The sequence below is a fragment of the Kiritimatiellia bacterium genome (assembly GCA_018001225.1).
GTDB lineage: Bacteria > Verrucomicrobiota > Kiritimatiellia > CAIQIC01 > JAGNIJ01 > JAGNIJ01.
In genome coordinates this window covers 57820-83403 of the sequence record JAGNIJ010000014.1, presented here as the reverse complement: position 1 = coordinate 83403, position 25584 = coordinate 57820, and the positions used below count along the sequence as shown (strand labels likewise).

The 25584-nt window shown below is 64.9% G+C and carries 2 protein-coding genes; both read right to left on the bottom strand.

The window, feature by feature from the left end; all coding sequences use genetic code 11:
• On the bottom strand, positions 1–9720 hold a 9720-nt coding region (locus KA248_06705; protein ID MBP7829591.1), incomplete at its 3' end, for a hypothetical protein.
• A 76-nt stretch (positions 9721–9796) separates the two neighbouring features.
• Positions 9797–22816, bottom strand: coding sequence for a fibronectin type III domain-containing protein (locus KA248_06700; protein MBP7829590.1), 13020 nt, complete (start codon positions 22814–22816; stop codon positions 9797–9799).
• Positions 22817–25584: the final 2768 nt, after the last annotated feature.

Here is a 25584-nt window from a genome sequence, read left to right as displayed (position 1 = left end):
GTTCGATCCGCCCGCCGTCGTGAACTCCCCGCCCGCGTACACCTTCGACCCGTACACCGCCACGGACCGCACGCTCCCGTTGAGCCCGCTCCCCAGCGCCGTCCAGTTCGTCCCATCCCACTTCGCGATCCGGTTCGCGCCCGCGCCGCCCGCCGTGGTGAACGCGCCGCCCGCGTACACCTTCGAACCGTCCACCGCCAGGGCCGACACGCTCCCGTTGAGCCCGCTCCCCAGCGCCGTCCAGTTCGTCCCGTCCCACTTCGCCGCGTAGTTCGCGCCCGCGCCTCCCGCCTGCGTGAACGTCCCGCCCGCGTACACCTTCGACCCGCCCGCCGCCACGGCCAGCACGCTCCCGTTGAGCCCGCTGCCCAGCGCCGCCCAGTTCGTGCCGTTCCACTTCGCCGCGTAGTTCGCGCCCGCGCCGCCCGCCTGCGTGAACACGCCGCCTGCGTACACGTTCGAGCCGTCCGCCGCCAGCGCCTGGACGTCCGCGTTCATACCCGACGCCATCGGCAGCCAGAACAACGGCTGCGTCGGCACCGTGATCGTGCCGGAGGACGCGCTCACCCCGTTGCCGTCCTGCGCCCTCACCCGGTAATAGTAGACCACATCCGGCGTGAGTCCCGTCACGAGGCAACTCGCGGCGTCCCCCACCGCGCGGTTCGCGTACCCGTTCACCAGCTGGCTGAAGCTCTCGTCCGTGCTCACGTCCAGCAGGTAATTCGTGCCGCCCTCCACCCCGTTCCAGTTCGCCTGGAAGCTCGTCGTATCCACCTCCGTCGCCGCCAGCGCCTCCGGCGCGTCCGGCGCCGGCGACGGCGCCATATTCACCAGGATCGTCGCCGAGTTGCTGCTGGTCCCCGAACCGTTCTGCGCCCTCACCCGGAAATAGTAGGTCGCCTCTTCCGTCAGTCCCGTCACCACGCACCAGGTCACATCCCCCAGGCTCCGGTTCGCGTATCCCGCCGCGAACTCCACGAAATCCTCGTGCCACGACACGTCCAGCAGGTAATTCGTCGCCCCCGCCGCGGCCAGCCACTCCGCGTCAAAGCTGGTCATGCTCGCGTTGGTCGAGGTTTGCGCTTCCGGCGCCGGCGGAACCAGCAGCACGCTGATGGTCTCCGAGTTCCCGCTCGTTCCGCCCGCGTTCGCCGCCCGTACCCGGTAGTAGTACATCGTCCCCGCCGACAGCCCCGTCACCGGCTTCGTCAGCGCGTTCCCCACCGGCAGGTCCTGGTACCCGCTCACGCAATTCGTGAACGACGAGTTCATCGATACATCCAGCAAGTAGTTCGTCGCCCCCGCCGACGCGCTCCAGTTCGCCGCGAATCCGCTCGCCGTCACGCCCGTCGCCGCTTGCGACTCCGGCGCCGGAGGCGGAGGCACCGCCACCGCCCTCGTGTAGTTTTGCCCGGCCTGATTGGTTGTCACGTTGATATACGCACGCGAGGGCGGCGTGAATTCGAAGTCTTCCTGCAGGGGCGTCGCCTGTCCGCTCCATCCCACCGATACCGCGTTGGTGTAATAGCCCCCGCCCGCCGTCACCGCCATGCCGGCCCGGTCGCCAAAGCTGATGGGTATCCCATCCGCCCCTGCGCCCGTGCCGGAATCCGTCACCCGGCCCGAGAGGACGACCGTCACCCGGCCCAGATCGTAGGAGTAGATGATTCCCTTGTCATGGGCCCCGCCCATCAACACCATGCCATAGAGCAACGAGCCGGATAGCGTCATGGACCCGCGAGGTTGGTATCCGTTATTTGTTGTGCCGGCGAACTGATGGAGCACCGTAAATCCTGTCCCATCCAGATTCATCTGGTACACGACGCCATAGCTGTTGGCGCCGCCATCATAGGTCATGCCGAGGACCATCGAGTTCAACAAGGTCAAGGAACCTTGGGGCGCGGCCCCGTCCGCCGGCCCGCCGGCAAACTCGTGCCGCAGCGCATAGTCCGTCCCGTCCGTGCCTATCGAAAACACAACACCCTTGTTGCTGGCGCCGCCGGCGTAAGTCATGCCATAGAGCGTGGAAGCAGCCAACGTCAGGGAACCGAACGCATAAGCGCCATCCCCCGTCCCGCCGGCAAACTGATGCAACAGCGCATAACCCGTCCCGTCCACGTTCATCTTGAACACCACGCCATACCCGTCGGAGCCGCCCTCCGACGCCATGCCATAGAGCGTCGCGCCGGACACGACCGGCGTACTGTAAGGATAGGCCCCGCTGTCATACGCGAAGTCATGCAACACCGTGAACCCCGTCCCGTCCACGTTCATGGAGAACAGCGTGCCGTAGCCACCGGAGCCGCCCTCCGACGTCGTTCCGTAAAGTTTCGCGCCCGACATGGCCAGGGAACCATACGGTGCCGCCCCGTCCGTGTTGCTGAACTCATGCAACACGGCGAAGCCCGTCCCGTCCACGCTTATCTTGAACACCACGCCATACCCGTTGGTTCCGCCGCTGCCGGTCATGCCGTAGAGCGTCGAACCCGACAAAAGAAGGGAACCATACGGCGCCGCCCCATCCGAGGTGCCGAACTCATGCAGCACGGCGAACCCGGTCCCGTCCACGTTCATTTTGAACACCAGGCCCACATCGTCGGCGCCGCCCTGGGAGGTCATCCCATAGAGCGTCGAACCCGCCACCAGCGGCTCTCCGTAGAAAGGAGTGCTCCCGTCCCCCGCCCCGCCGGCAAACGAATGCAGCAGGGTGAACGCATCGGGTACGTTCACCGTGATGGGTTCCGAATAGTCGCCCGCGCCATAGGAATTAATCGCTTGCACCCGGCAGTAGTACGGCTGCCCGTCGTCCAGGCCCGTAACCGCCACATTGGTCACATTGCCCAGCGACAGGTGTTCATACCCGCTGACGTAGCTCGTGAACGCCGCATCCGTGGCCACGTCCAGGATGTAGTTGGTGGTTCCGCTCGACGCCGACCAGTTCGCCGAGAATCCCGACACGGTGATCCTGTACGCCGACACCACGGGCGTCGCCGGCTTCGTATGTTCCAGGTACACCGTGCCATTGCTGCCGCTTTCATAGCCGCCGCTCCCGGCGCTGCCCGCCGCCGACACCCGGCCGGTGAGGTCGAATCCCATCGAGTCGAAATAGTAGATCGCAATGCGGCCCCCGCCGCCGCCACAGGCGTTGATGGCGCCCTGCCCGCCCTTGGCCTGGATGGTTCCCCCTCCTTGCAGCAAGGACGTGGTAATCCAGACCGATCCTCCAGCCGGCGCCCCGTACGCTGAACCTGGCGTGGCCCCGTTCGCCGTCAGCATGCCGTCCAATTGAAGAACGCCCGCAGTCAACCTTACTTTCCCACCGCCGCGATAACTAAGGGATCCTCCACCGAAATCCACCGGTTCCATAAGGCTGCCATAGGTCACCAGCGAAAGATTCGTCCCCGAACTTCCCCCGCGCCCGCCATAGCTTCCGCCCACCCGCGAGAACAAGCCGCTCTCCACGTTGCCGCAGCCGGTGACGTCTATGGACGAATTCGTCGCCACAGCGAGTGTCCCGGTTACATTCAGCCACAAGCCATTCGTGTTACCCGCCGGATAGGTGACCTTGCCCCCGTTGGTCACCGTCACCGACGCCCACGTCTGGCTGTAGTTCACCGACCACGTCCACTTCGACACCACGAGGTTGCTCTCCGACACGGCCCAATACGCGTTCTGCGTCCATACCACGCCATTACCCAGCGCGATGGAGGAACTCGTCACGGCCGCGTTCTGCGCCACAGACGCATTCGTCCCGGAAATGCTCGCCACCGACAGGGACCCCGTGATCGTCACCGCGGCATTCTCGATCACGAGCGGCACGGTGGGCGCCGTGATCCCCAACTCGATTACCGCCGCGCCAGCCTTCCCCGCGTTGTTCACGCGCAACAGCTCCGTCCCCGCCCCCTTGTCCTTCAGATACACCGTCCCCGCCCCACCCGCCTGACGACCAGCATTTCCCTCCCCCCCCAGGGCCTGAACATTGTTCGTCAGGTTGAACCCCGAGGCGTCCGAGTAATAGACGGCTATGCGCCCCCCACCCCCGCCACAACTAGCGTTGAGCGCCTTCCCGCCGGTTGCCCCCAGCCTCCCTCCGCCGAGGAGCGTCCCTACATCCAACCAGATCGATCCACCCGCCGAGGCGCCCCGATCCCCGAGGCATTTCCCATTGGCCAAGATCTCGCCGTCAATTTGCAGCGAATTCGCTACTATTTTTGCCTTGCCGCCACCCTCATAACTATAGCACCCACCCCCAAACGAGTCCGGCTCCTTGAAATCTCCATAGCAGGACGGCGACACCCCGTTGTATTCCCCGCCCCGGCCTCCGTGACTGCCGCCGCAGTACATCGGCACCGTCGCGTTGATGACGCCACATCCGCTGACGTCAATCGAGGAGTTGGTCGCCACGATAAGCGGACCGCTCACCACCAACAGCAATCCGTTCGTGCTCCCCACCGGATGCGTGATCTTGCCTCCATTGGTGACCGTCACCGACGCCCATGTCTGGCTATAGTTCACGGTCCACGTCCAATTCGACATCACCATGCTATTTCCCGACAAGGCCAAGGAGGCGCTCTGCGTCCACACCGACCCTGCGCCCAACGCGATCTCGGGTATCGTCAACGCCGCGTTCTGCACCACGACGGCATTCGTCCCGGCGATGCTGGCCACCGACATGCTTCCCGTGACCGCCAGCGCCGCGTTGTTGATCAACAACGGCATGTCCGGTTCCGCCAATCCAAGCTCCGTCACCGTCGCATTGGCCATGCCCGTGTTGTCGACACTCAACTGCTCCGTCTCCAGCCCCTTATCCTTCAGATACACCGTCCCCGCGCCACCCGACTGGCGACCACTGGTACCACCCCCGCCCTTAGCCTGAACATTGTTCGCCAGGTTAAAACTCGAGGTGTCCGAATAATAGATGGCAACGCGCCCCCCCCCGCCACCACAAGAGCCATTGCTTCCTGGCCCGCCATTCGCCCGTATCTGCCCCCCGCCCAGCATTGTTGCCACGTCCAGCCAGACCGAGCCCCCCGCCGCTCCGCCCCCATTCGATATGCCCTTCCCATCGGCCAGGATCATCCCCTCCACCCACAATGTATCCACCGTGATCCTTACGATCCCGCCGCCTTCCCAGTAATAGGATCCACCCCCCAACAACGCCGGCTCCCGAAAGTTCCCGAAACAACCCGGCGACACTCCGTTATACTGCCCGCCTCGCCCGCCGTAACTGCCGCCGCAAACATTCCCAAAGCTCAAGTTCCTGGCGCCACAGGCACTGGCATCGATCGAGGAGTTGGTGGCGACGAGTAGTGTACTGGAAACGGTTATGTAAACCCCGGTCCCGTCAGCCGGCCCATGCGTAAGGCGAGCTCCGTTGGTAAGGCCCATGTTCTGGAAGACGTGCGCGCCGGCAATCGTCACGGTCGCCGCGTTGATCAGCACGCTTTGGCCGTCATAGATCACGTTGGTTGCGGCAATGGTCATCGAGTTGGTAATGATCACATCCCAGGCCGGGTGCAGTGAATCCACGGCGAAGATGCAATGGTTCGTGGGCGAATACACGCCGCCGCCCGTACCGGACAATGCCAGGCGGGTCAAGCCCTGCGAAAACAGGTTGGTATACGACCAGGCGCCCGATCCCGCCGGAACCCGCTGTACGCCGTCGATCCACACGGCGGTGTTCGTTTCCCGGATTCCCCGCAACACCACCAAGGTTCTGGACAGCTCGTTCGTCACCGGCGCCATGGCATAGTTCGTCACCACCGGCGGCGCGGGATAAGCCGCGTACACGAGAATCATTCCGGTGTAATTGTTTGTCGCCGCGTGGCCGGTAATACTCGAAATATTGGTGCCCATGACCAACCGGTACAGGCCGTCGGCGGATAATGAGGCGGCGGGCGTAAGGCGATACACCTGGCTATTGAGCGAGCTGATCTGCGAGAGCGGCAGTTCACCTTGCGGTCCCGTCAAGGTGAAGTCGTCCAAGCCGATCGTGTTGGTATTCAGCGGATACTCATATGTCAGATCAATATATTCAACCGGCTCGCGCGAATACCCGGACGGAGAGATCGCCATCACCCTCACCGGCGCCACATTGATGTACACGATCTCCACCGTCGTCGTCGGGCTCACGTTCCCGGCCCGGTCCACCACGCTATAGCCCAACGTATTCACTCCCGGGGTCAGCGTCACCGTATGACTCCACCCGATCGAAGCGGATGACGTCGCCACCAGCATCCCGTTCAGCCGCACCGCGGCGTAGCTTTCCCGCGTTCCGGAAACCAACTGATTGGTGCTGAACGTCGGCGTGGACACCGGATAGACCCCCGGCGCCGCCGGTGGAGCCGCGTCCACCGTAAACGCCGAACTGAAGGTTCCCGTATTCGACAACCAGTCTATCAACGTCGCCGCCACGGTGTACACTCCGCCCGTCAACGCTGCGCCGGGCGTGAACGTCAACGTGTTCGTCGTCGCCGCCCATGTCCCCGCCACCGGCACGCTCCCGCGCTGTACGCTGACCGAGGACCGATTCGTGTCCAACCCGCTGATGGCCTCCGTGTAGGTCAACCGAACCCATGCCGGCGGCGCGCCCGTATGGGCGTTATTCGCCGGAACCGCCGCCGTCACCGCCGGCGCGATGCTATCCACGAAGAAGATTACTTCGCTGGTCGGCGACGAGTGGCCCGCCCGGTCTTTCGCGTACATTCGAAGGCGATTGACGCCCTGGGTAAAGGCTTGCGCATGCGTCCAGGCGCCCGTCCCTGTACCCGTCCGCTGCACGCCCTGAATCCAGACCGCCGTGTCGGCTTCCCGGGTGCCCCGCAATACCGCGCTGCTCCAGCGCAGGTTGTTGCTGGCCGGAGCCATGACGTAGTTCGTTACCGTCGGCGCCGCCGGCGGCGTCAAGTCTACCGTAAAACTCGCGGCAAATACATCGTCAACGGCTTCGCCCGGCGCGCCGTCCCGGTCCTGGTCCAGCGCGGTCCCGTTGGTCGAAAGGATGGCCGGCCCGATGGTCAGTTGGTACAGCCCCTCCTGCGTCAGGGCCCCGGGCAGGTTCACCGCATAGACATGTTGGTTCGACGACGTAACGCTGCTGGGAACAATCGGGCCGGACGGTCCGGTCAGCGTGACATCGCCCGCCGTGAAAGTGGCCGGATCAATAGGGGTCAGCAGATTGACCAGGATACGCGTGATGGCACTCGATGTCGCACCCGACGGATCGATGGACAGAACGGCCGGCGGCCGGGCTCGGTTTTCGATGTAGATCGTGCCGTTGCTTCCCAGGCCATAGCCACTGCTCCCCCCTCCGGTCACGGTTACTCGCGCGGTGGTCAGGTTGAAGCTGCTGGCATCGGCGCAGTAAATGGCGATGCGCCCGCCGCCGCCCCCCGACGCGTAGCCGGCTGTCGCGCCGTTGGCGCTCATGGAGCCGCCACCCCTTAGCGAGCCCACGTTGATCCACAGCGAACCGCCCGCCGCTCCGCCATAATAATTGACGGGGGTCTGGCCATTCGACAAAAATGAGCCATCCAGCTGGAGCACTTCCGCCTCCACGCGCGCCTTGCCGCCCCCTCGATATCCGCGGACCCCTTCTCCGAAATCGGACGGCTCCGTCTCGCTGCCATAGACCGCCGCCGATTCATTCGTCCCATAGTTCCCGCCACGTCCGCCGTAACTACCTCCCGGATATTGATTAAGGCTGATGTTGGTGTTCCCACACGAACTCACGTCGAGCGAACAATTGGTGGCTATGGTCAAGGCACCCGTGACATTCAGCCGCACGCCGTTCGTGTTGCCGACGGGATGAGTGATCTTTCCTATATTCGTGACCGTTACATTCGCCCACACCTGGTAGTAATTCGGGTTCCATGTCCATCCGTTCACCAGCAAGGAATTGTCGGGCACCGTCAATGCCGCGTTTTGATGGACGATCGCATTTGTCCCTGAAATACCGGCTACGGCGGTCGCTCCCGTGATCGCGGCCGCGGCGTTATACACCTCAAGCAGCAAGGCGGGGGCGTCGATCCCCAACTCTGTGCTCATCGCCGATGTGACCCATCGGTTGTTCTTGACCAGCAACTGCTCGGTTTCCGTACCCATGTTTTTCAAGTAGACGGTTCCCGCTCCCCCCGGATAGCTGCTGTCCATCGTGCCCCACGCCCGCACGTTATCCGCCAGATTGAACCCGGTCGCGTCCGTGTAATACACGGCAATGCGCCCCCCGCCCCCCCCGCACGCCTGCCACGTGGCATTTCCACCGTTCGCCCGGATCTGCCCTCCGCCGCGCAGGGTGCCCACGCTCAACCAGATCGAGCCTCCGGCCGATCCGCCCTGGTTGCCGCCGGTTGTCGTCAATCCATCCGCCGAAACCGTTCCGTCCACCTGCAACGTGCCGGCTACGATCCGAATAATCCCCCCCCCGGCGTAGTAATACGATCCGCCTCCAAACACGTCGGGGTACCTAATGTCCCCGTAGCACAAGGGCGACAGATTAGCCCCGTAATTGCCTCCGCGCCCACCGTAGCTGCCGCCGACATAGGCATTGAGACTCGTGTTCTTAGTTCCACCCCCGCTGACGTCAATCGCGCTATTCGTCGCCACATTCAGCGTCCCCGCCACCCACAGGCGCAATCCATTGGTGTCAGTCACCGTGTGCGTGATCTTGCCCCGGTTGGTCACGGTCACGTTGGCCCACGTCTGACTATAGGCCGGCACCCACGTCCACCCGTCCACCACCAGATGATCATCCGGCGCCGTCAGCGCGGCGTTCTGATAGATCGTTGCGTTGGTCCCCGAAATACTCGCGACGGCCATGGCGCCCGTGATCACCACTTGCGCGTTGCACGCCTCCAGCGGCAGGGTGGGTTGGCTGATCCCCAGTTCCGTCTGCGCCCCCGCAAGGCCGGCAGGTTGATTGTTCACCAGTAACCGCGCCTCTCCCGTGTCTTCCTTCTTCAGATAAATCGTGCCGGCCCCTCCGTGCGCCGCCGAAGAAGCGTGCCAGCCGGATGCCTGCACATTGCTCGTCAGGTCGAATCCGCTGGCGTCCGCGTAGTAAATCGCCACACGGCCTCCGCCCCCACTGCCTGCTTGCCATACGGCATATCCACCATTGGCCCGTATCTGGCCGACCCCGCACAGCGTTCCCACGGTCAACCAGATCGAGCCGCCCGCTCCACCGCCTTGAAGCCCGCTGCCCAACGTGTTGGCCCCGTCAGCCACGATCGCGCCGTCCACCTGCAGGATGCCCGCCGCGATCCGGATGACACCGCCGCCGCGGTAATTTTTTGATCCTCCCCCAAACAGGACGGGCTCCTCGTGATCCCCAAAGCACGGCGAAGAGGCGCCCCCATAACTGGCGCCTCGGCCCCCGTGGCTGCCCCCTATCGTGTCCACCGTGTAGGTCCCCTTATTCCCGCACCCGGTTACGTCGATCCAGGAGTTGGTCGCGAGCGTCAGCCGATTGGATATGGTCAACTGAACGCCATCCACATCGCCCGTGGCATGCTTGAGACACGCCCCGTTCATGAAGCCCAGATTCAGGAAGGCATGCGCGCCCACGATTGTCACGGTCGCCGCGTTGATCAGCACGCTTTGGCCGTCATAGGACAAATTCGTCGAAGCGATGGTCATCGAGTTGGTGATGATCACATCCCAAGATTGCGCCCACACCGGCACGGTCAAGCCCAGCACCAGCATGCCTATTGTGGTCTTCATCAGTGTCCTCCTCGCCGCTTATTTCAACGCACAATCCGTGCATCCTCCATGCCCGCGACCCGCGTCCTCCATCCCACTAGAACCGCAACTCCGCATTTCCGCCGGCCGCCTGGCGGAAGTAGTAATAGGCGGCGCCGGGCTCGAGGCGGTTGGTGTAGATTCGGAACGTCGAGAGATCGAACCAGTTGCCGTCGTAGGGCGCGCCCCAGCCCTGCACGTACATCAGGCGCCGCCACGTGCCGTCCGGGTTTTGAAGAACCAGCAGGTCGGCATCCTCCTCTTGAGGAGCGCCCACGGGGGAGGCCGCGGCAAAGGTTTCCTTCGGCGGCAGGTCCTTGCCCTCGGACAGCCCCAGAATCGTCCAGCCCACCGCGAGCCGGCCGGTCTGGGTGCCGTCGTTCCCCACCGGGCCGGTAAAGGTCGCGCGGACGGCGGTTCCGTTGCGCCGGCAGACCCAGAAGCCCTGGCCCGCCGCCAGTTCGCAGTCGCTGGCGTTTCCGTTGCTTTCGCGCCAGAGCTTCTGGCCGTCCAGGTACAGGACTCGCCATTGCCCGTTCGTTTGCAGGATATACACCTCGTCCGCGCCGGACCCCACGCCCCCGTCGTGGCCGGTCAGCGGCTCGGCCAGTTTCGCCCCCATCCGGCCGTCGAACCGCCGGTCCGTCCGCACGGGCGGAGAAAGCAGCGTGAAGCTGGCGGGTCGCACGTCGCGGCGGATCAAGGCCCACGCATTGGTCTCGGTGGGCGTGTGGCCCGAAAAGGTCACCTGGTAGTAGCGTCGCGATACGCTTTGCGGCGCCGCCGCCGGGTCCATGTAGTGCGGAATATCCTCGGAGGCCACGAGCGTGGCCCGCGCCGTCCAGGTCAGCGACTGCACGTAGGCGCCGTCGCAGGAATATACATTGTAGCCCAGCCCCACCACGCTCTCCCACTCGACCGTGGCGTTACCCGAGGAGGAGGCGGCGGCCACATTGGTGATACTCACCTCGCCGAGCATGCGCGTGACGTTCGTCGCCACGTCGTAGCCGGGCTCGCCCGGATCCGCCTGCGAGGCGGTCACGCGGACCACGTTGGTGACATAGCCCTCGCGCTGGGCCAGGCCCCAGACCCGCAGTTGCCGCTGCTCGTCCACCGCCATCTCCCCCACCGTCCAGACGCCGGCCGCCGGGTTATAGGCGGCCCCGACGCTGTTGCTCTGGTAGACGATGCCGGTCAGCACGCCGGATACGGCCACGCCCTCCGCCGGGTTCGGGCCGTTGTTCAGGACGTGGATGTCGAAACGGAGCCACTCGCCGAGCGGCAGGGGATTCGGATCGCTCAAGAGCGCGACCGCCAGGCCCGTGTCCGGTTCGGTCTCGTAGGCGCCCATGTCGATCTCGCTGAAGATGCGGGGATTCCCGTCGAGGTCGTCCGGCAGCGTGTTGTAGAAATTGCGCCCGGCGTCCCGGCAGGGGGAATCGTGTTGGAGCCGGTAGTCGCCGGCGGAGGGATCGACCAAGAGCGGGTCGCCCGTCAGATTACCCGATCCCGCATAGACAACGGGCGCCAGGGTATATTGAATTTCCGGACTACTGACCGCGCCGTCGCTGATCGAATTATAAACCCGGGCCGCCTGGATGGCCGGGCTGCCCCCGTTGGTCGCCACCGTGCAATTGACGACCACGCCATTCCCTGCGATGCCTCCCGCGGTATTACCGATGACCAGGCAGTTCGCCATGCGGGCCGACAGGGACGCCCCCATCGCGACGCCGGCCCCCGCGTTGTCCCGGACGATACTGTTGAACAGGTAGCCGGCGTAGAGCGTGGCCCCCGCCCCCACCGCCGACTGCCCGTCGCGAATCGTGAATCCGCTGACCTTGGCGTTGCCGTTGCTGACCTGCACCACGGCGCACGCGTTGGAGCCCGACCGCCGCAGCACCGTTGCCTCCGCCCCGTTCGCGCTCCGCAGCCAGATGGCCTTATTGACCACCAGGGGCGACACCACGCCGTACGTCCCGTTGCTCACCCATACCGACTCGCCCGCGTTGGCGACGGTCAACGCCCAGTGGATATTGGTCGAGGCCGTCGCCCAGTTGGTGTAGGGATACGCGCACGAGCCGTTCGGCGAGACGTAGCGGTCGCCCGCCGAAGCCGCCGGGGTCCACACGTAATTCTGCCCGGCCTGTTCCGTCCGCACCTGGCTGTAGTCGCGATAGGCGGGCGCGAACGTACCCGAACCGCTCTGCGGCGTGACGCGGCCGCTCCAGTTGAATTCCACCGCCTTGCTGTAATACCCGCCGCCCGCCGTGACGCTCTCGCCCTGGTCCCCGCTGAACCCGACGGTAAGGCCGTCCACGCCCATGCCGGTGATCGAGTCGGTGATCCGGCCCGAAATGGTCGTGTCGCTCGGCGTCCAGGAGTAATTCTGGCCGGACAGGTAGGTGCTGACATTCGTGTACGTTCGCGAGGAGGGCACCAGGACTCCCCCGACGTAACTGACGTTCACCTCGCCGCTCCAGCCGCGTGGCACGACCAGCGTGTAACTCCCGTCCGCGACGGTCAGGTCGCTGTCCTGGCCCATCGCCGTCACGGTCGCGCCGGACACGCCGGTCCCCAGCGCCGAGTTGGTCACGCGGCCCGAAATCTGCACGTCGGGCGAGGTCCACACGTAGTCTTCATCCGCGTAATCCTCGGTGACATTCACGTAACTGGACGTCGCGGGGCTGAACGTGCCCCCGGCGGCGGTTTCCGGAACCGCCGCGCCGCTCCAGCCCCGGGGCACACTCCGGCTGTAATATCCGCCCACCGCACTCGTGACGCTTCCGGCGCCGCCCGAAAAGACCACGACCGCGCCGTCCACGCCCGCTCCCGTGTCCAGCAGGGTGACCCGGCCCGAAATCACCGGATCGGGCGGCGTCCAGATGTAATCCTGGCCGGCCTGGTCCTCGATCACGTGGCTGTAAGCGCGACTGGGAAGCGAGGTGAAGGAACCGCTCGTGTAGCCCGGCGTGGCTGTCCCGCTCCAGTCGTAGGCCACCGCGCGGCTGTACCAGCCGCCGTTCGTCGTCACGGCGACGCCCTGTCCGCCGGAGAAGGAGATGGTGACGCCGGCCACGCCCTCGTCCGTGTACTGGTGCCGGACCTGGCCCGAGATGACGGGAGCCGGACTCCACCCATAATCATGGTCCGGCTGATCCTCGCTGACAGCGCTGTAGTCGCGATAGGCGGGCTGGAACCCGCCCGAGGCGAAGCCCGGCGTCACGCGGCCGGTCCAGCCCTGGGTCACCGATAGGTAGTAATAGCCGCCGCCGGCCGTGAGGTTGGTTTCACTCCCCGTCCCGGTCAGCCACACCCCATCCACCCCTTCCCCTGTCAGCGTGTTCGTAACGCGGCCCGAAATATCGCGGGGCGGTTTCCAGGAATAATTTTCTCCCGCCAGATTGCTCGTGACGGCGCCGTACGTCCGGCCCGCGGGCACGAGCGTGCCCTCCGAACAGGTCGCCACCGCGGCGCCGCTCCAGCCGTAGTACACTTCCTGCGTGTACGCGCCGCTCGCGTCCGTGACGGACGGGCCCGCCGGGGCGTTCGCGAAATCGAGCGAGATGCCTTCCACGCCCACGCCGCTGTCCTCGTTGGTCACCACACCCGCGATCCAGCGGGCCGGCGGCGTCCAGGCATAGGCCAGCCCCGATTGATCCACGACGACATTCGTAAAGCCGGACACGGAAGGATCAAACGTCCCCAGCGCGTACGACGGAGTGGCCTGGCCGCTCCACCCGTAGAACACGGTCTGGGTGAAGTACCCGCCGGGGCCCGTCGCCGTCTGGCCCCCGCCGCCGGAAAGCGTCACGGTCACGCCCGATACGCCCGCCCCGGTGTACCGGTTCGTGACCCGGCCGATGAGGCGCGGATCGGCCGGCGCGCAGTCGTAGTCCTGGTTGGTGAAGTCCGCGGTGACGTTGCTGTAGTCCCGGTAGCCCGGGGTGAAGGTCGAATTGCCCTGGCTGGGCGTCACCCGTCCGCTCCACCCGTAGAGCACGTCCAGGCGGTAGTACCCGCCGCTCGCTGTCACGCCGCTTCCCGCGCCCGCCGCGCTCACCAGGACGCCGTCCAAGCCCCCCTCGGTGTACTGGTTGACCACCCGGCCCGTGATCGTCCTCGGCCGGCGCCAGACGAAATCCTGGCTCGCGGCGTTGGTGGCCAGCGCGCTGTAGACCCGGCTCGCGGGATTGAAACTGCCGTTGGTGAACGACGCGGTCAGGGAGCCGCTCCACCCGTACGTCACCGCCAGATCAAAGTACCCGCCATTCGTGGTGACCGTGCTGCCGGCCGCCCCGGATAGCGTCAGCGTGATGCCATCCATCCCCGCCCCGGAGTCCAGGTCCGTCACGCGGCCGGAGAGGGTCCGATCCGCCCTGTAACCAAAGTCCTCGCCCGTCCGATGGTCCAGCACGGTGAAACTGCGATTCGTCGGATCGAACGTGCCGCCCGCCCGGGACGGGGTCAGCGAGCCGCTCCAGCCGTAATACAGCGTCTGCGTGAAGTAACCGCTGCCCAGCGTCTCCACCCCGCCGCCAGTCGGAGCGAACGCCACCGTCACCCCGCCCAGCCCCGCGCCGGTATCCACGTCCGTCACCCGGCCCGCCACCGTGCGCTCCGGCGGTGTCCACCCGTAATCCTGCGCGCTGACGCCGGCGATCAGGTTCGTGTAGCCGCGGGACGACGGCGCGACCGTCCCCACGGCGCCGGAAGCGACGCCGGTTCCGCTCCAGCCATAACCCACGACGAAGCCGTAGTACCCGCCGTTGCTGGTGATGGCGTCACCGAGCCCGCTGAAACTCACCGTGAGCCCGTCGGCCCCCGCCCCCGTAACGGTGTTGGTCACCCGGCCGGAGATCGCTGGATTGTCCGGCACCCAGGTATAATTCTGCGCGAGCTGATCCGAGGTCACGTTCTGGTAATCCCGGCTCGCGATCGGGCTGAAGACGCCGCCGGCCTTCGTGGGCGTGGCCCGGCCGCTCCACGCGTAGTAAACCTGGCCCGTGTAATAGCCCTCGGTGCCGGTCGCCACGCTGGCGCCGCCCCCGGCGGAGAAGCTCACCGTCACGCTTTCCACACCGGCCCCCGTGTAATGATTGACCACGCGGCCGATGATGGCGCGGGTCGGCGGAATCCACTGGAAGTTCTCGGCCGCGAGGGGAACCCGCTGATCCGAGTAAACTCGCTCAGACGGGCTGTAGGTTCCGCCAAGGGCATGGCTCACGGTGGCCGTACCCGTGTAATGCCGAGGAACCGTCAGCGTGTAATAACCGCCTCCGCTGGTCTCGACCGACGGCAGGCCCGGGAAGCTGACCGCCCACCCATCCAGCCCCGCACCGGTGAAGTAGTGCGTGATCTGCCCGGCGACGTCGGGATCCGGCGGCGTCCATACATAATCCTGCTCCCGCTGATCCGCCGTCACGCTGCCATACACGCGGCTCGCCGGCTGCGTGAACGAACCCGTGGCATAGTCGGGCGTCACGGTCCCGCCCCAGCCGCTTTCCACGATGCGGCTGTAGTACCCGCCTCCGGACGTGACCGCGTTGCTCACGCCCCCCGTGAACTCCACAGTCACCCCGTCCACGCCCGCCCCGGTGTCCTCGTGCGTGACGCGGCCCAGGATACGCGGGCGCGGACCCGTGAACTCATACGCCCCGACGTCGATGGTCCCGATCTTCCGGGCGTTCGCCGCGATGTCGCCGGCCAGGTCGTTGTACTCGTCGAGGCCCCCGTTGATGCACCAGGACTCCTCCGCCACGCGGTAATCGCCGCCGGGGGCATCGAGGAACAGGGGGTTGGCAGAGAACGACGCGAGCGGAGTCTGGATGTCCGTGGCATTCTGGTAACAGCAGTAACGCACGTACATCTGCCCATTTTCCGAGAACAGGTTCGGCGAAACGCTCTGCTGCAGCGGACCGCCGTAGCCATAGCTATTACCCCACACGATGCAGTTCTCGACATACACCGGACCCGACCCCGACTGGAACACGCCCCCGGCTCCAATGGCAAAGCCCATGACCGGGGTTATCCGATTGCCATATACCACGCAGTTGACCAGCCGCGAGCCGCTTTCCAGCCGGACTCCGCCGCCCGATCTCGTGATCGTGTCCCTCGCCACGTTGCCGTAAATAATGCAATTCACGGCCTTCGAGCTGTTGTAGAGACTGATGCCCCCCGCACCCCCGCCGATGTTCAGGGTCTGCGCATTGTGGCCGCTGATGATGCAGTTGCGAATCTCCGCCCCATTGCCTGCCGTCACACCACCGGCCTTCGATCCCCCCTGGAACGGCACATCCGTGCGAAGCCTTCCGTTTTGAATCGTGAAACCATCCAGAACCGCATTGGTCATGACCAGGAACATGCAGGAGTTCTGGCCCTTGAGCACATTGCCGATCCATCGCACCGTGGACCATAGCGGCCCGTTGACGCTCCGGATCGTGATGGGCTTGTAGACACGAATCCCGGCCACGATGTCGTAGGTTCCATCCGCGACGACGATCTCATCCCCCGGCCCCGAAGCGTTCACCGCCGTCTGGATGTCGCGCGCCGCCATGATCCAGTTCGTGTACGGATGCTCGTTGAGGCCCGTCAGCGAAACGTAGCGCGTGCCCGGCACATAGGGCGGCTTCCACGAGAAATCCTGCCCGGTTTGCGTCCCCGTGATCGCCGAGTAACTCCGGTTCGTGGGCGTCATGCTCCCCGGCCCATGGGGAGTGGAATGCGAGGGCGTCACTGTTCCCGTCCACCCGTAGCCCACCACGCGCCCGTAGTACCCGCCGTTGCTCGTGGTCACGCTCCCCAGTCCGCCCGAGAACGTGACCGTGACGCCGTCCTCGCCGGCTTCCGTGTCCTCGTTGATGACTTGCCCCTCGATCGAGACGTCCGGCGGCGTCCATCCATAATGTTGCGCCGGTTGATCGTTCGTAACCGCCGTGTAGGACCGGTCCGCGGGCAGGAACGATCCGGCGTGCGGATGGGCCGCCATCGCCGTCCCGCTCCAGCCCCGCGGCACCGCATTGCTGTACCACCCCTCGCTGGACGTGACCGCCTCGCCGCCGCCGCTGGAGAACGAAACGGTGACCCCGCTGATGCCCGCCCCGGTCAGGTTATTCGTCACGCGGCCGCTGATGACCGGGTCGGGCGGAATCCAGGCATACGACTCCGCCAGCCGGTCGCTCGTCAGGCTGGTATACCCGCGCCCCGGCGGGCTGAAGCTTCCGCCTTGCGAATACGCCAGGCTCACGGTCCCGCTCCACGCCCAAGCCACCGCGTTGCTGTACCAGCCGCCGCCGGCGCTCTCCACGTCGCCCTCTCCGCCCGAGAAGGAAAGAGTGACCCCGTCCACCCCGGCGCCGCTGATCGAGTTGGTCACCCGGCCCGCCACGATCAGGTCGGCCGGGGATACCGTGATCACGCCCGAGTTCGTGCTCGTGCCGCCGCTGTTCTGCGCACGCAGCCGGTAGTAATACACTGTCCCCTGCGACAGGCCCGTCACCGACAGCGTGGTTACATTCCCCGCCAGGCGATTGCTATATCCCGCCACGAAACTCGTAAACCCCGACGCCATTGACACGTCCGCCAGGTAGTTCGTCGCTCCCGTCGCCGCCGTCCAATTTGCCCAGAACCGGGTCGAAGAAACATTCGTCGCCGCCTGGGCCGTCGGCGCATTCGGCACCGTCCAGAACGTCCCGTCCGCCGAGTAGTTCGTCCCCACGCTGTTCGCCGCGTAACCGCGGTAGTAGATCAGCGTGCCCGGCGTCATCCCCGTCCGCGCGTGGCTGTACGCCCCCGTCGCCGTGCCCCCTTCCGCCAGCGCGTTCCCGATCGGGCTCGCGCCCGTCCCCCACATCGTCCCGCGCGCCGTCAGCGCCGCCCCGCCGTTGGTCGTCACCGTTGCCCCCAGCGTGGCTCCGGTCGAAGTAATCGAGACCGCCGTCGGAGAACTCAACGCGGGCAGGGCCAGCGTCGTGAGCGAGATCGTTCCCGAGTTTGTGCTCGTACCGCCGCTGTTCTGCGCCCGCAACCGGTAATAATAGACCGTTCCCTGCGCCAGGCCCGTCACGGACAGCGTCGTGACGTTCCCCGCCAGGCGATTGCTGTAGCCACCCGCGTAACTCGTAAAGCCCGAGGCCGTCGAAACATCCAGCAGGTAATTCGTCGCGCCCGTCGCCGCGCTCCAATTCGCGCTGAACGACACGCCCGCGATGGACGTCGCCGCCTGGGCCGTCGGCGCGTTCGGTACCGTCCAGAATGTCCCGTCCGCCGAGTAGTTCGTTCCCACGCTGTTCGCCGCGTAACCGCGGTAGTAGATCAGCGTGCCCGGCGTCATCCCCGTCCGCACATGGCTGTACGCCCCGGTCGCCGTGCCCCCTTCCGCCAGCGCGTTCCCCGTTGGGCTGGCGCTCGTCCCCCACACGGTGCCTCGCACCGTCAGTGCCGCTCCGCCGTTCGTCGCCACCGTTGCCCCCAGCGTGGCTCCGGTCGAAGTAATCGAGGCCGCCGTCGGAGAACTCAACGCGGGCAGGGCCAGCGTCGTGAGCGAGATCGTTCCCGAGTTTGTGCTCGTACCGCCGCTGTTCTGCGCCCGCAACCGGTAGTAATAGACCGTTCCCTGCGCCAGGCCCGTTACCGACAGCGTAGTTACATTGCCCGCCAGGCGATTGCTGTAGCCGCCCGCGTAACTCGTGAAGCCCGAGGCCGTCGATACATCCAGCAGGTAATTCGTCGCGCCCGTCGCCGCCGACCAGGTGGCCCAGAAGCTCGCTCCTGTCGCGTTGGTCGCCGCCTGGGCCGTCGGCGCGCTCGGCACCGTCCAGAACGTCCCGTCCGGCGAGTACCCCGTACCTACGCTATTGACCGCGTACCCGCGGTAGTAGATCAGCGTCCCCGGCGTCATCCCCGTCCGCGCATGGCTGAACGCCCCCGTCGCGGTTCCGCCCGCGGCCAGCACGTTCCCCGTAGGGTTCGCGGACGTGCCCCACACCGTTCCCCTGGACGTCAACGCCGTGCCTCCGGCCGACGTCACGGTGGCGCCCAGCGTCGCCCCGGTGGTGCTGATGGACGACGCCGTCGGTGAGGTCAGGATGGGGAACGCGTAGGTCGTCGCCGAAATCGTTCCCGAATTCGTGCTCGTCCCTCCGCTGTTCTGCGCCCGCAGCCGGTAGTAGTACACGGTCTCCTGAATCAAGCCCGTTACCGGCAGCGTCGTCACGTTCCCCGCCACCCGCCCGTCGTATCCGGCCACATAATTCGTGAACCCCGATGCCGTCGAAACGTCCACCAGGTAATTCGTCGCCCCCGTCGCCGCCGCCCAGTTCGCGCTGAACGACGCGCCGGCAACGGAGGTCGCCTCCTGCGCCGTCGGCGCGTTCGGCGCCGTCCAGAAAGTTCCATCCGCGGAATAGCCCGTCCCCGCTCCATTCACGGCATAGCCCCGGAAGTAGATCAGCGTCCCCGGCGTCATCCCCGAGCGCGCGTGCGAAAACACCCCCGTCGCCGTCCCTCCTTCCGCCAGCGCGTTCCCCGTCGGGCTCGCGCCCGCGCCCCATACCGTCCCGCGTGCCGTCAACGTCTCCCCGCCGTCAACGGTCACCGTTGCTCCCAGCGTCGCCCCTGTCGAGGTCATGGAGGCCGCCGTCGGCGCGCTCAACGTCGGCAGGGCCAGTGTCGTGAGCGAAATCGTTCCCGAGTTGGTACTGATGCCGCCGCTGTTCTGCGCGCGCAACCGATAGTAATACACCGTCCCCTGGGCCAGGCCCGTCACCGACAGCGTGGTCATGTCCCCCGCCAGCCGGCCGCTGTAGCCCGCCACGTAGTTCGTGAAGGCCGACGCCGTCGAGACGTCCAGCAGGTAGTTCGTCGCCCCCATCGCGGTTGACCAGTTCGCCTCAAACGAGTTTCCGGCGATCGAGGTCGCGGCCTGCGCCGTCGGCGCGGTCGGCACCGTCCAGAAACTCCCGTCCGCCGAGTAGTTCGTTCCCACGCTGTTGATCGCGTAGCCGCGGTAGTAGATCAGCGTTCCCGGCGTCATCCCGATCCGCGCGTGGCTGAACACCCCCGTCGCCGTGCCGCCCTCCGCCAACGCGTTCTCCGTCGGACTCGCGCTCGTCCCCCACACCGTCCCGCGCGCCGTCAGCGAGGCTCCGCCGTCACCGGTCACCGTGGCCCCCAGCGTCGCGCCTGTCGAGGTAATCGAGCCCGCTGTCGGCGCCGTCAACACGGGTAGCGTCAGCGTGGTCACCGCTGCCGTCTGCGAGTTCCCGCTGGTGCCGCCGCTGTTCGACGCCCGCACTCGATAATAATACGGGGTACCCGCCACGAGGCCCGTCACGGACCGAGTCGTCACATTACCCACGCTTAAATTCTGGAACCCCGAAACGTACACGGTGAAGGCGGCGCTTGTGGATACGTCCAACCGGTAGCCCGTGGCGCCGGTGGAGGCCGACCAGTTCGCGTAAAAACCGATGGCCGTTATGTTGGTGGCGGCTTGCACGACGGGCGCCGGCGGGATCGTCCATACCGTCGTCGTCTTTGAATCCCCGCTGACACCGCCGCCATTCTGCGCCCGCACCCGGTAGTAGTACACCGACCCGGTGCTCAATCCCGTCACCGACCGGTTCGTCGCGTTGCCCACGACCAGGTTCTGATACCCCGAAACGTAGGCCGCGAACGTGCTCGACGTGGACACGTCCAGCAGGTAGTTCGTCGCCGACACCGAGTTCGTCCAGTTGGCGAGGAAACTCGACGCCGTGATCGAGGAGCCCGGCTTCACCGCGGGCGGCAGGGGAAGCGTCCACACCGCGTTCGTCCCCGAGTTCGCGCTCGTTCCTCCGCTGTTGACCGCCCTCACTCGATAGTAGTACGGCGTTCCCGCCACCAGTCCCGTCACCGGCCAGGTCGTCGCACTGCCCGCGTCCACATCCTGGAATCCGGACACAAAATCCGCGAACGAGTCGCTCGTGGACACGTCCAACCGATAGCCTGTTGCGCCGGTCGCGGTGAGCCAATTGGCATGGAAACTCGTTTCGGAGGCATTGGTGGCGGCCTGTATCGTCGGCGCACTGGGAACGGTCCAGAAGTTCCCGTCCTCCGAGTAATTCGTGCCCACGCTGTTGATCGCGTACCCGCGGTAATAGATCAGCGTGCCCGGGGTCATCCCCGTTCGTGCGTGGCTGTACACGCCCGTTGCGGTTCCGCCTTCCGCCAACGCGTTCCCCGCCGGGCTGGCATCTGTCCCCCACACCGTCCCGCGCGCCGTCAGCGCAGCGCCGCCGTCGCCGCTCACCGTCGCGCCCAGTGTCGCCCCCGTGGGGCCGATGGAGGATACGCTCGGCGTCGTCAAAGTCGGCAGCGCGAACGTGGTGAGCATAATCGCATCCGAGTTCGTGCTCGTGCCGCCGCTGTTTTGCGCGCGCAGACGGTAATAGTACACCGTCCCCTGGGCCAGGCCCGTCACAGACAGCGTCGTCGCGGTTCCGGCCAGTCGGTTGCTGTAGCCAGCCGTGTGGTTTGTGAAGGCCGGTGCCGTCGAGACGTCCAGCAGATAGTTCGTCGCTCCCGTCGCGGCCAACCAGTTCGCGGCAAAGGAGGTCCCTGCAATCGCAGTCGCCGGCTGGGCCGTCGGCGCCTCCGGCACCGTCCAGACCGTGCTCGTGCCAGAGTAGCCGCTGTAGCCCCCGGTGTTATATGCCCGTACCCGGTAGAGATAACGAGTCCCCGCCACCAATCCCGTCACGGGATACGTCAGCACATTGCCCGCGCTTCGATTCTGGTATCCCGAGACATAGTTGGTGAACGAGTCGCCAGGGGTCACGTCCAGCCGGTAGTTGGTGGCCCCCGTCACGGACAACCAGTTGGCGTGAAAGCTGATCGTAGTCACGTTCGTGGCCGGGAGGATCGCCGGCGCGACCGGCAGCGTCCATACCGTCGTCGTCTTCGAGTTCTCGCTCACTCCCCCGCTGTTCTGCGCACGCACACGATAGTAGTACGCCGCGCCGGCGCTTAACCCCGTCACCGACCGGTTTGTCGCGCCGCCCACGGTCAGGTTCTGGTACCCCGAAACGTAGGCCGCGAACGTGCTCGACGTGGACACGTCCAGCAGGTAGTTCGTTGCCCCGATGGAATTCGTCCAGTTGGCCAGGAAACTCGACACCGTGATCGAGGAGCCCGGCTTGCCATCCGGGGGCAGCGGCACCGTCCAGAACGTCCCGTCCGCGGAATAGTTGGTCCCCACACTGTTGATCGCATAGCCACGATAGTAGATCAACGTACCCGGCGTCATTCCCGTCCGCGCGTGGCTGTACGCCCCTGTCACGGTTCCGCCCTCCGCCAGCGCGTTGCCCGTCGGGCTCGCGCTCGTCCCCCACACGGTGCCTCGCGCCGTCAGCGACGCCCCGCCGTTCGTCGTCACCGTCGCGCCCAGCGTGGCCCCGGTCGAGGTAATGGACGCGACCGCAGGCGCGGTCAACGTCGGCAGCGCCAGCGTGGTGAGCGAGATCGTTCCCGAGTTCGTGCTTGTTCCGCCGCTGTTTTGCGCGCGCAACCGGTAGTAATAGACCGTCCCTTGCGCCAAACCGGTCACCGACAGCGTCGTCGCGGCTCCCGCCAGGCGATTGCTATAGCCGCCGACGTAACTCGCGAACCCCGAGGCCGTCGATACATCCAGCAGGTAATTCGTCGCCCCCGTGGACGCGCTCCAGTTCGCGCTGAACGATGAACCCGCGATCGTGGTCGCGGCTTGTGCCGTCGGCGCCGCCGGTATCGTGGACACGGTTATCGCACCCGAGTTCGTACTCGTCCCGCCGCTGTTCTGCGCGCGCAACCGGTAGTAGTACGCCGTTCCCTGCGCCAAGCCCGTTACCGACAGTGTTGTGGCGGTCCCCGCCAGGCGATTGCTGTAGCCGCCGATATAACTCGTGAATCCCGACGCTGTCGAAACGTCCAGCAGGTAGTTCGTTGCCCCCGTCGTCGTCGACCAGTTCGCGCTGAACGAGAAGCCTCCCACGGCCGTCGCCGCCTGCGCCGTCGGCGCGTTTGGCACCGTCCAGAACGTCCCGTCCGGCGAATATCCCGTCCCCATGCTGTTTACCGCATAGCTCCTGTAATATATCAACGTCCCCGCCGTCATCCCCGATCGCGCATGACTGAACACCCCCGTCGCCGTTCCTCCCTCCACCAGCACATTCCCCGTCGGATTCGCCGACGTTCCCCAGACAGTCCCGCGATTTGTAACTGCCGCGTCTCCGGCGGATACCAGCTTGGCCCCCAAAACTGCTCCCGATGCCGTGATTCCCGTTGCCGTGGGATTCGACAACACGGGCTCCGACGGATCGTATCGGAACCCGTTCGTTTTAGTGGATGCGCTAAAATCCACATTGGTCACTACGACATTGACAAGGCCAGCCGCATGAGGAGGACTTATGACCAGAAGCCTGTAGGCGTCGAGAAACGTGGTGATCGCGTAGGCGTCACCAAAGAATACTCTGCTTCCATTATGAAATCGTGCCTTGTTGGTATAGGCCGCGGGCGAGGTAAGGCCAGACAGCGTGTTGCCGGCAAATACAGCCACGTATCCATTTCCTCCAGCTCCACCCCTGCCACCTGTCCCATAGACGCCCGTGGTTCCATTCGTTCCGGCCCCGCCGATGGATGTCACGAGACCCGATCCCAACGTTAGCTCATTCCCACAGATCAAGATGCTCCCGCCGGCTCCGCCCGCGCCACCACCACCACCGTCATCCGTATAATATGTGGAATAGTGTCCTCCCTCACCATTGGCATTGATATTGCCGCTGCTGGTCAGTGTATTGGCATAAAGCATAATCGCGCCGCCCCCCGCCCCCCCATCCCCGCCGCGCGAATTGACGCCTCGCCCGCCACCACCGCCACCGGAGCCGAAATAAAGACTGGCAAGAGTGTTCGTTCCATAACAAAGTCCCGCACTCCCCCCATTCTCGCCCGTGGAACTATTATTGCCGTTGGTTCCGATTGTCCCATAACTTCCACCGCCACCACCACCGCCATTGCGTCTCGTGGTTCCAGAGGAAGAAGCCCCGCCTCCACCACCACCGCCGGCATTGACCGGCGTGGCAAGTAGATTCCCTACCACGGTGGCTCTTCGATCACAGGCTGAAATCGAATTCTGGCCGCGATAGGATTCGCCGTGGTCTCCTGCCGTCGTGGGCCACGGATAGTTCGCGCACCCGTTAAGACCGCCCACACCGCCCCTGAACCCCTTGCCGAGCATATCGATGATCCCATCATTCGTAACCGTTCCCAGGGCCTTGAAGCAAAGCACCCCGCCCTTTGCCCCATCCCACGCATTGGCCGTGAGTGTCGCGCCGTCGTCAATAGTCACGTCCAGGTAATTGGGCACACGCTGCAACACAACCTTCTGCTCTGTTGTATTGGTCCCAATACCGAGGTCATCGGAATCTCCCTGTCCATAGAATCTCGTCTTATTTTCGGTAAATATAACGGTGCTTCCATCTACCGCCTGTATCCTGAAGAACTCATACTTCCCCACATTTGCATGCGCATTAGTGATTCCCTGCAGATTGATCAGCAGGACCTCGTCCCCCGGAACCAGACAATTCGTTGAAGGCGCCTCGCTTAACGTGACGGCATTCGTGGTTAGCGCCACGACCGAATAACTTACCGCGTCGGGACACGTTCGATTCGTAGTCGCAGTACTAATGCTAAGATTGATGGTATCGGTTATGACCACAGAACCGTCCCTACCGCTCCCAAAGGATGAGTTCATATAATTACTGCCGGTTATTACCACTTCCTTGCCTCCGGCCCATGAATCGTAGTCCGGATTCAGCGCATCGATAACCGGCGGCAAATTAATCCAACTGATGGTTTGCGAGTTGCTGCTGATGCCACCGCTGTTTTGCGCGCGCACCCGGTAGTAGTACATTTTCGCGGGCGTCAGTCCTGTCACCTCCCTCGTCATCACGTCCCCCACGGCAAGATTCTGATACCCGCCGACGTAACTTGTGAACGACGCATTCGTCGAAACATCCAATAAGTAGTTCGTGGCTCCGGCCGTCGGATCCCAGTTCGCGTCAAAAGAAGTACTGGAGACGGGCACAGCCGACTGCGCGTTCGGCGCGGCCGGCGCGGTCCAGAAGCTGGCGTCCACCGAGTAAAACGTCATCGCGCTGTTCACGGCGTACGCGCGGTAGTAAATCAACGTCGCCGCCGGCAGCCCCGATCTCTCATGACTGAAGACCCCCGCCCCCGTTCCCCCTTCCGCCAGCGCGTTCGCCGTCGGTTCCGCCGCCGTCCCCCACACAGTGCCACGCTCCGTCAAGTCCGGCACGTTCGTCGCCACCGTCGCCCCCAGCGTCGCGCCCGAAGCCGTGATCCCTGTCGCCGTGAGCGCTGACAACAGGGGCTGGGGTGCAAGCTCATAGGCGGCTGTTGGCGGCGTAAAGTTGTTCGTCCACCGGGCGATGCCCTTTGAAATCCGCAATTCGTCAACGTAGCCCTTGTAGTAAGCGTTTGGATGACTGAAATATAGGGCATTGCTGTTGAAGGTCCCTGTAAACGTGCCCGTATATATTGCCGCGCCATTGAGATACAGTTTCAAGGCACCGTTATTTCTTACGATGGCATAATGGGCCCACTGACTCCACGGGACGGTCACCCCGGTATTGTTGATTGTCGTGTTGCCCGGGTAGAAACATATTTTTCCGCCTGTATAATAGTGCTGTATACAGATATTATTGGTGGCACCGCTGAACATGAGAAACACCAACTGATTGGCCGTGTATAAAGGATACAACCAGAAGTCTATCGTGAAATCGTTTGTTCCGAAATTGAAGTCAGCCGTGTTGGAGC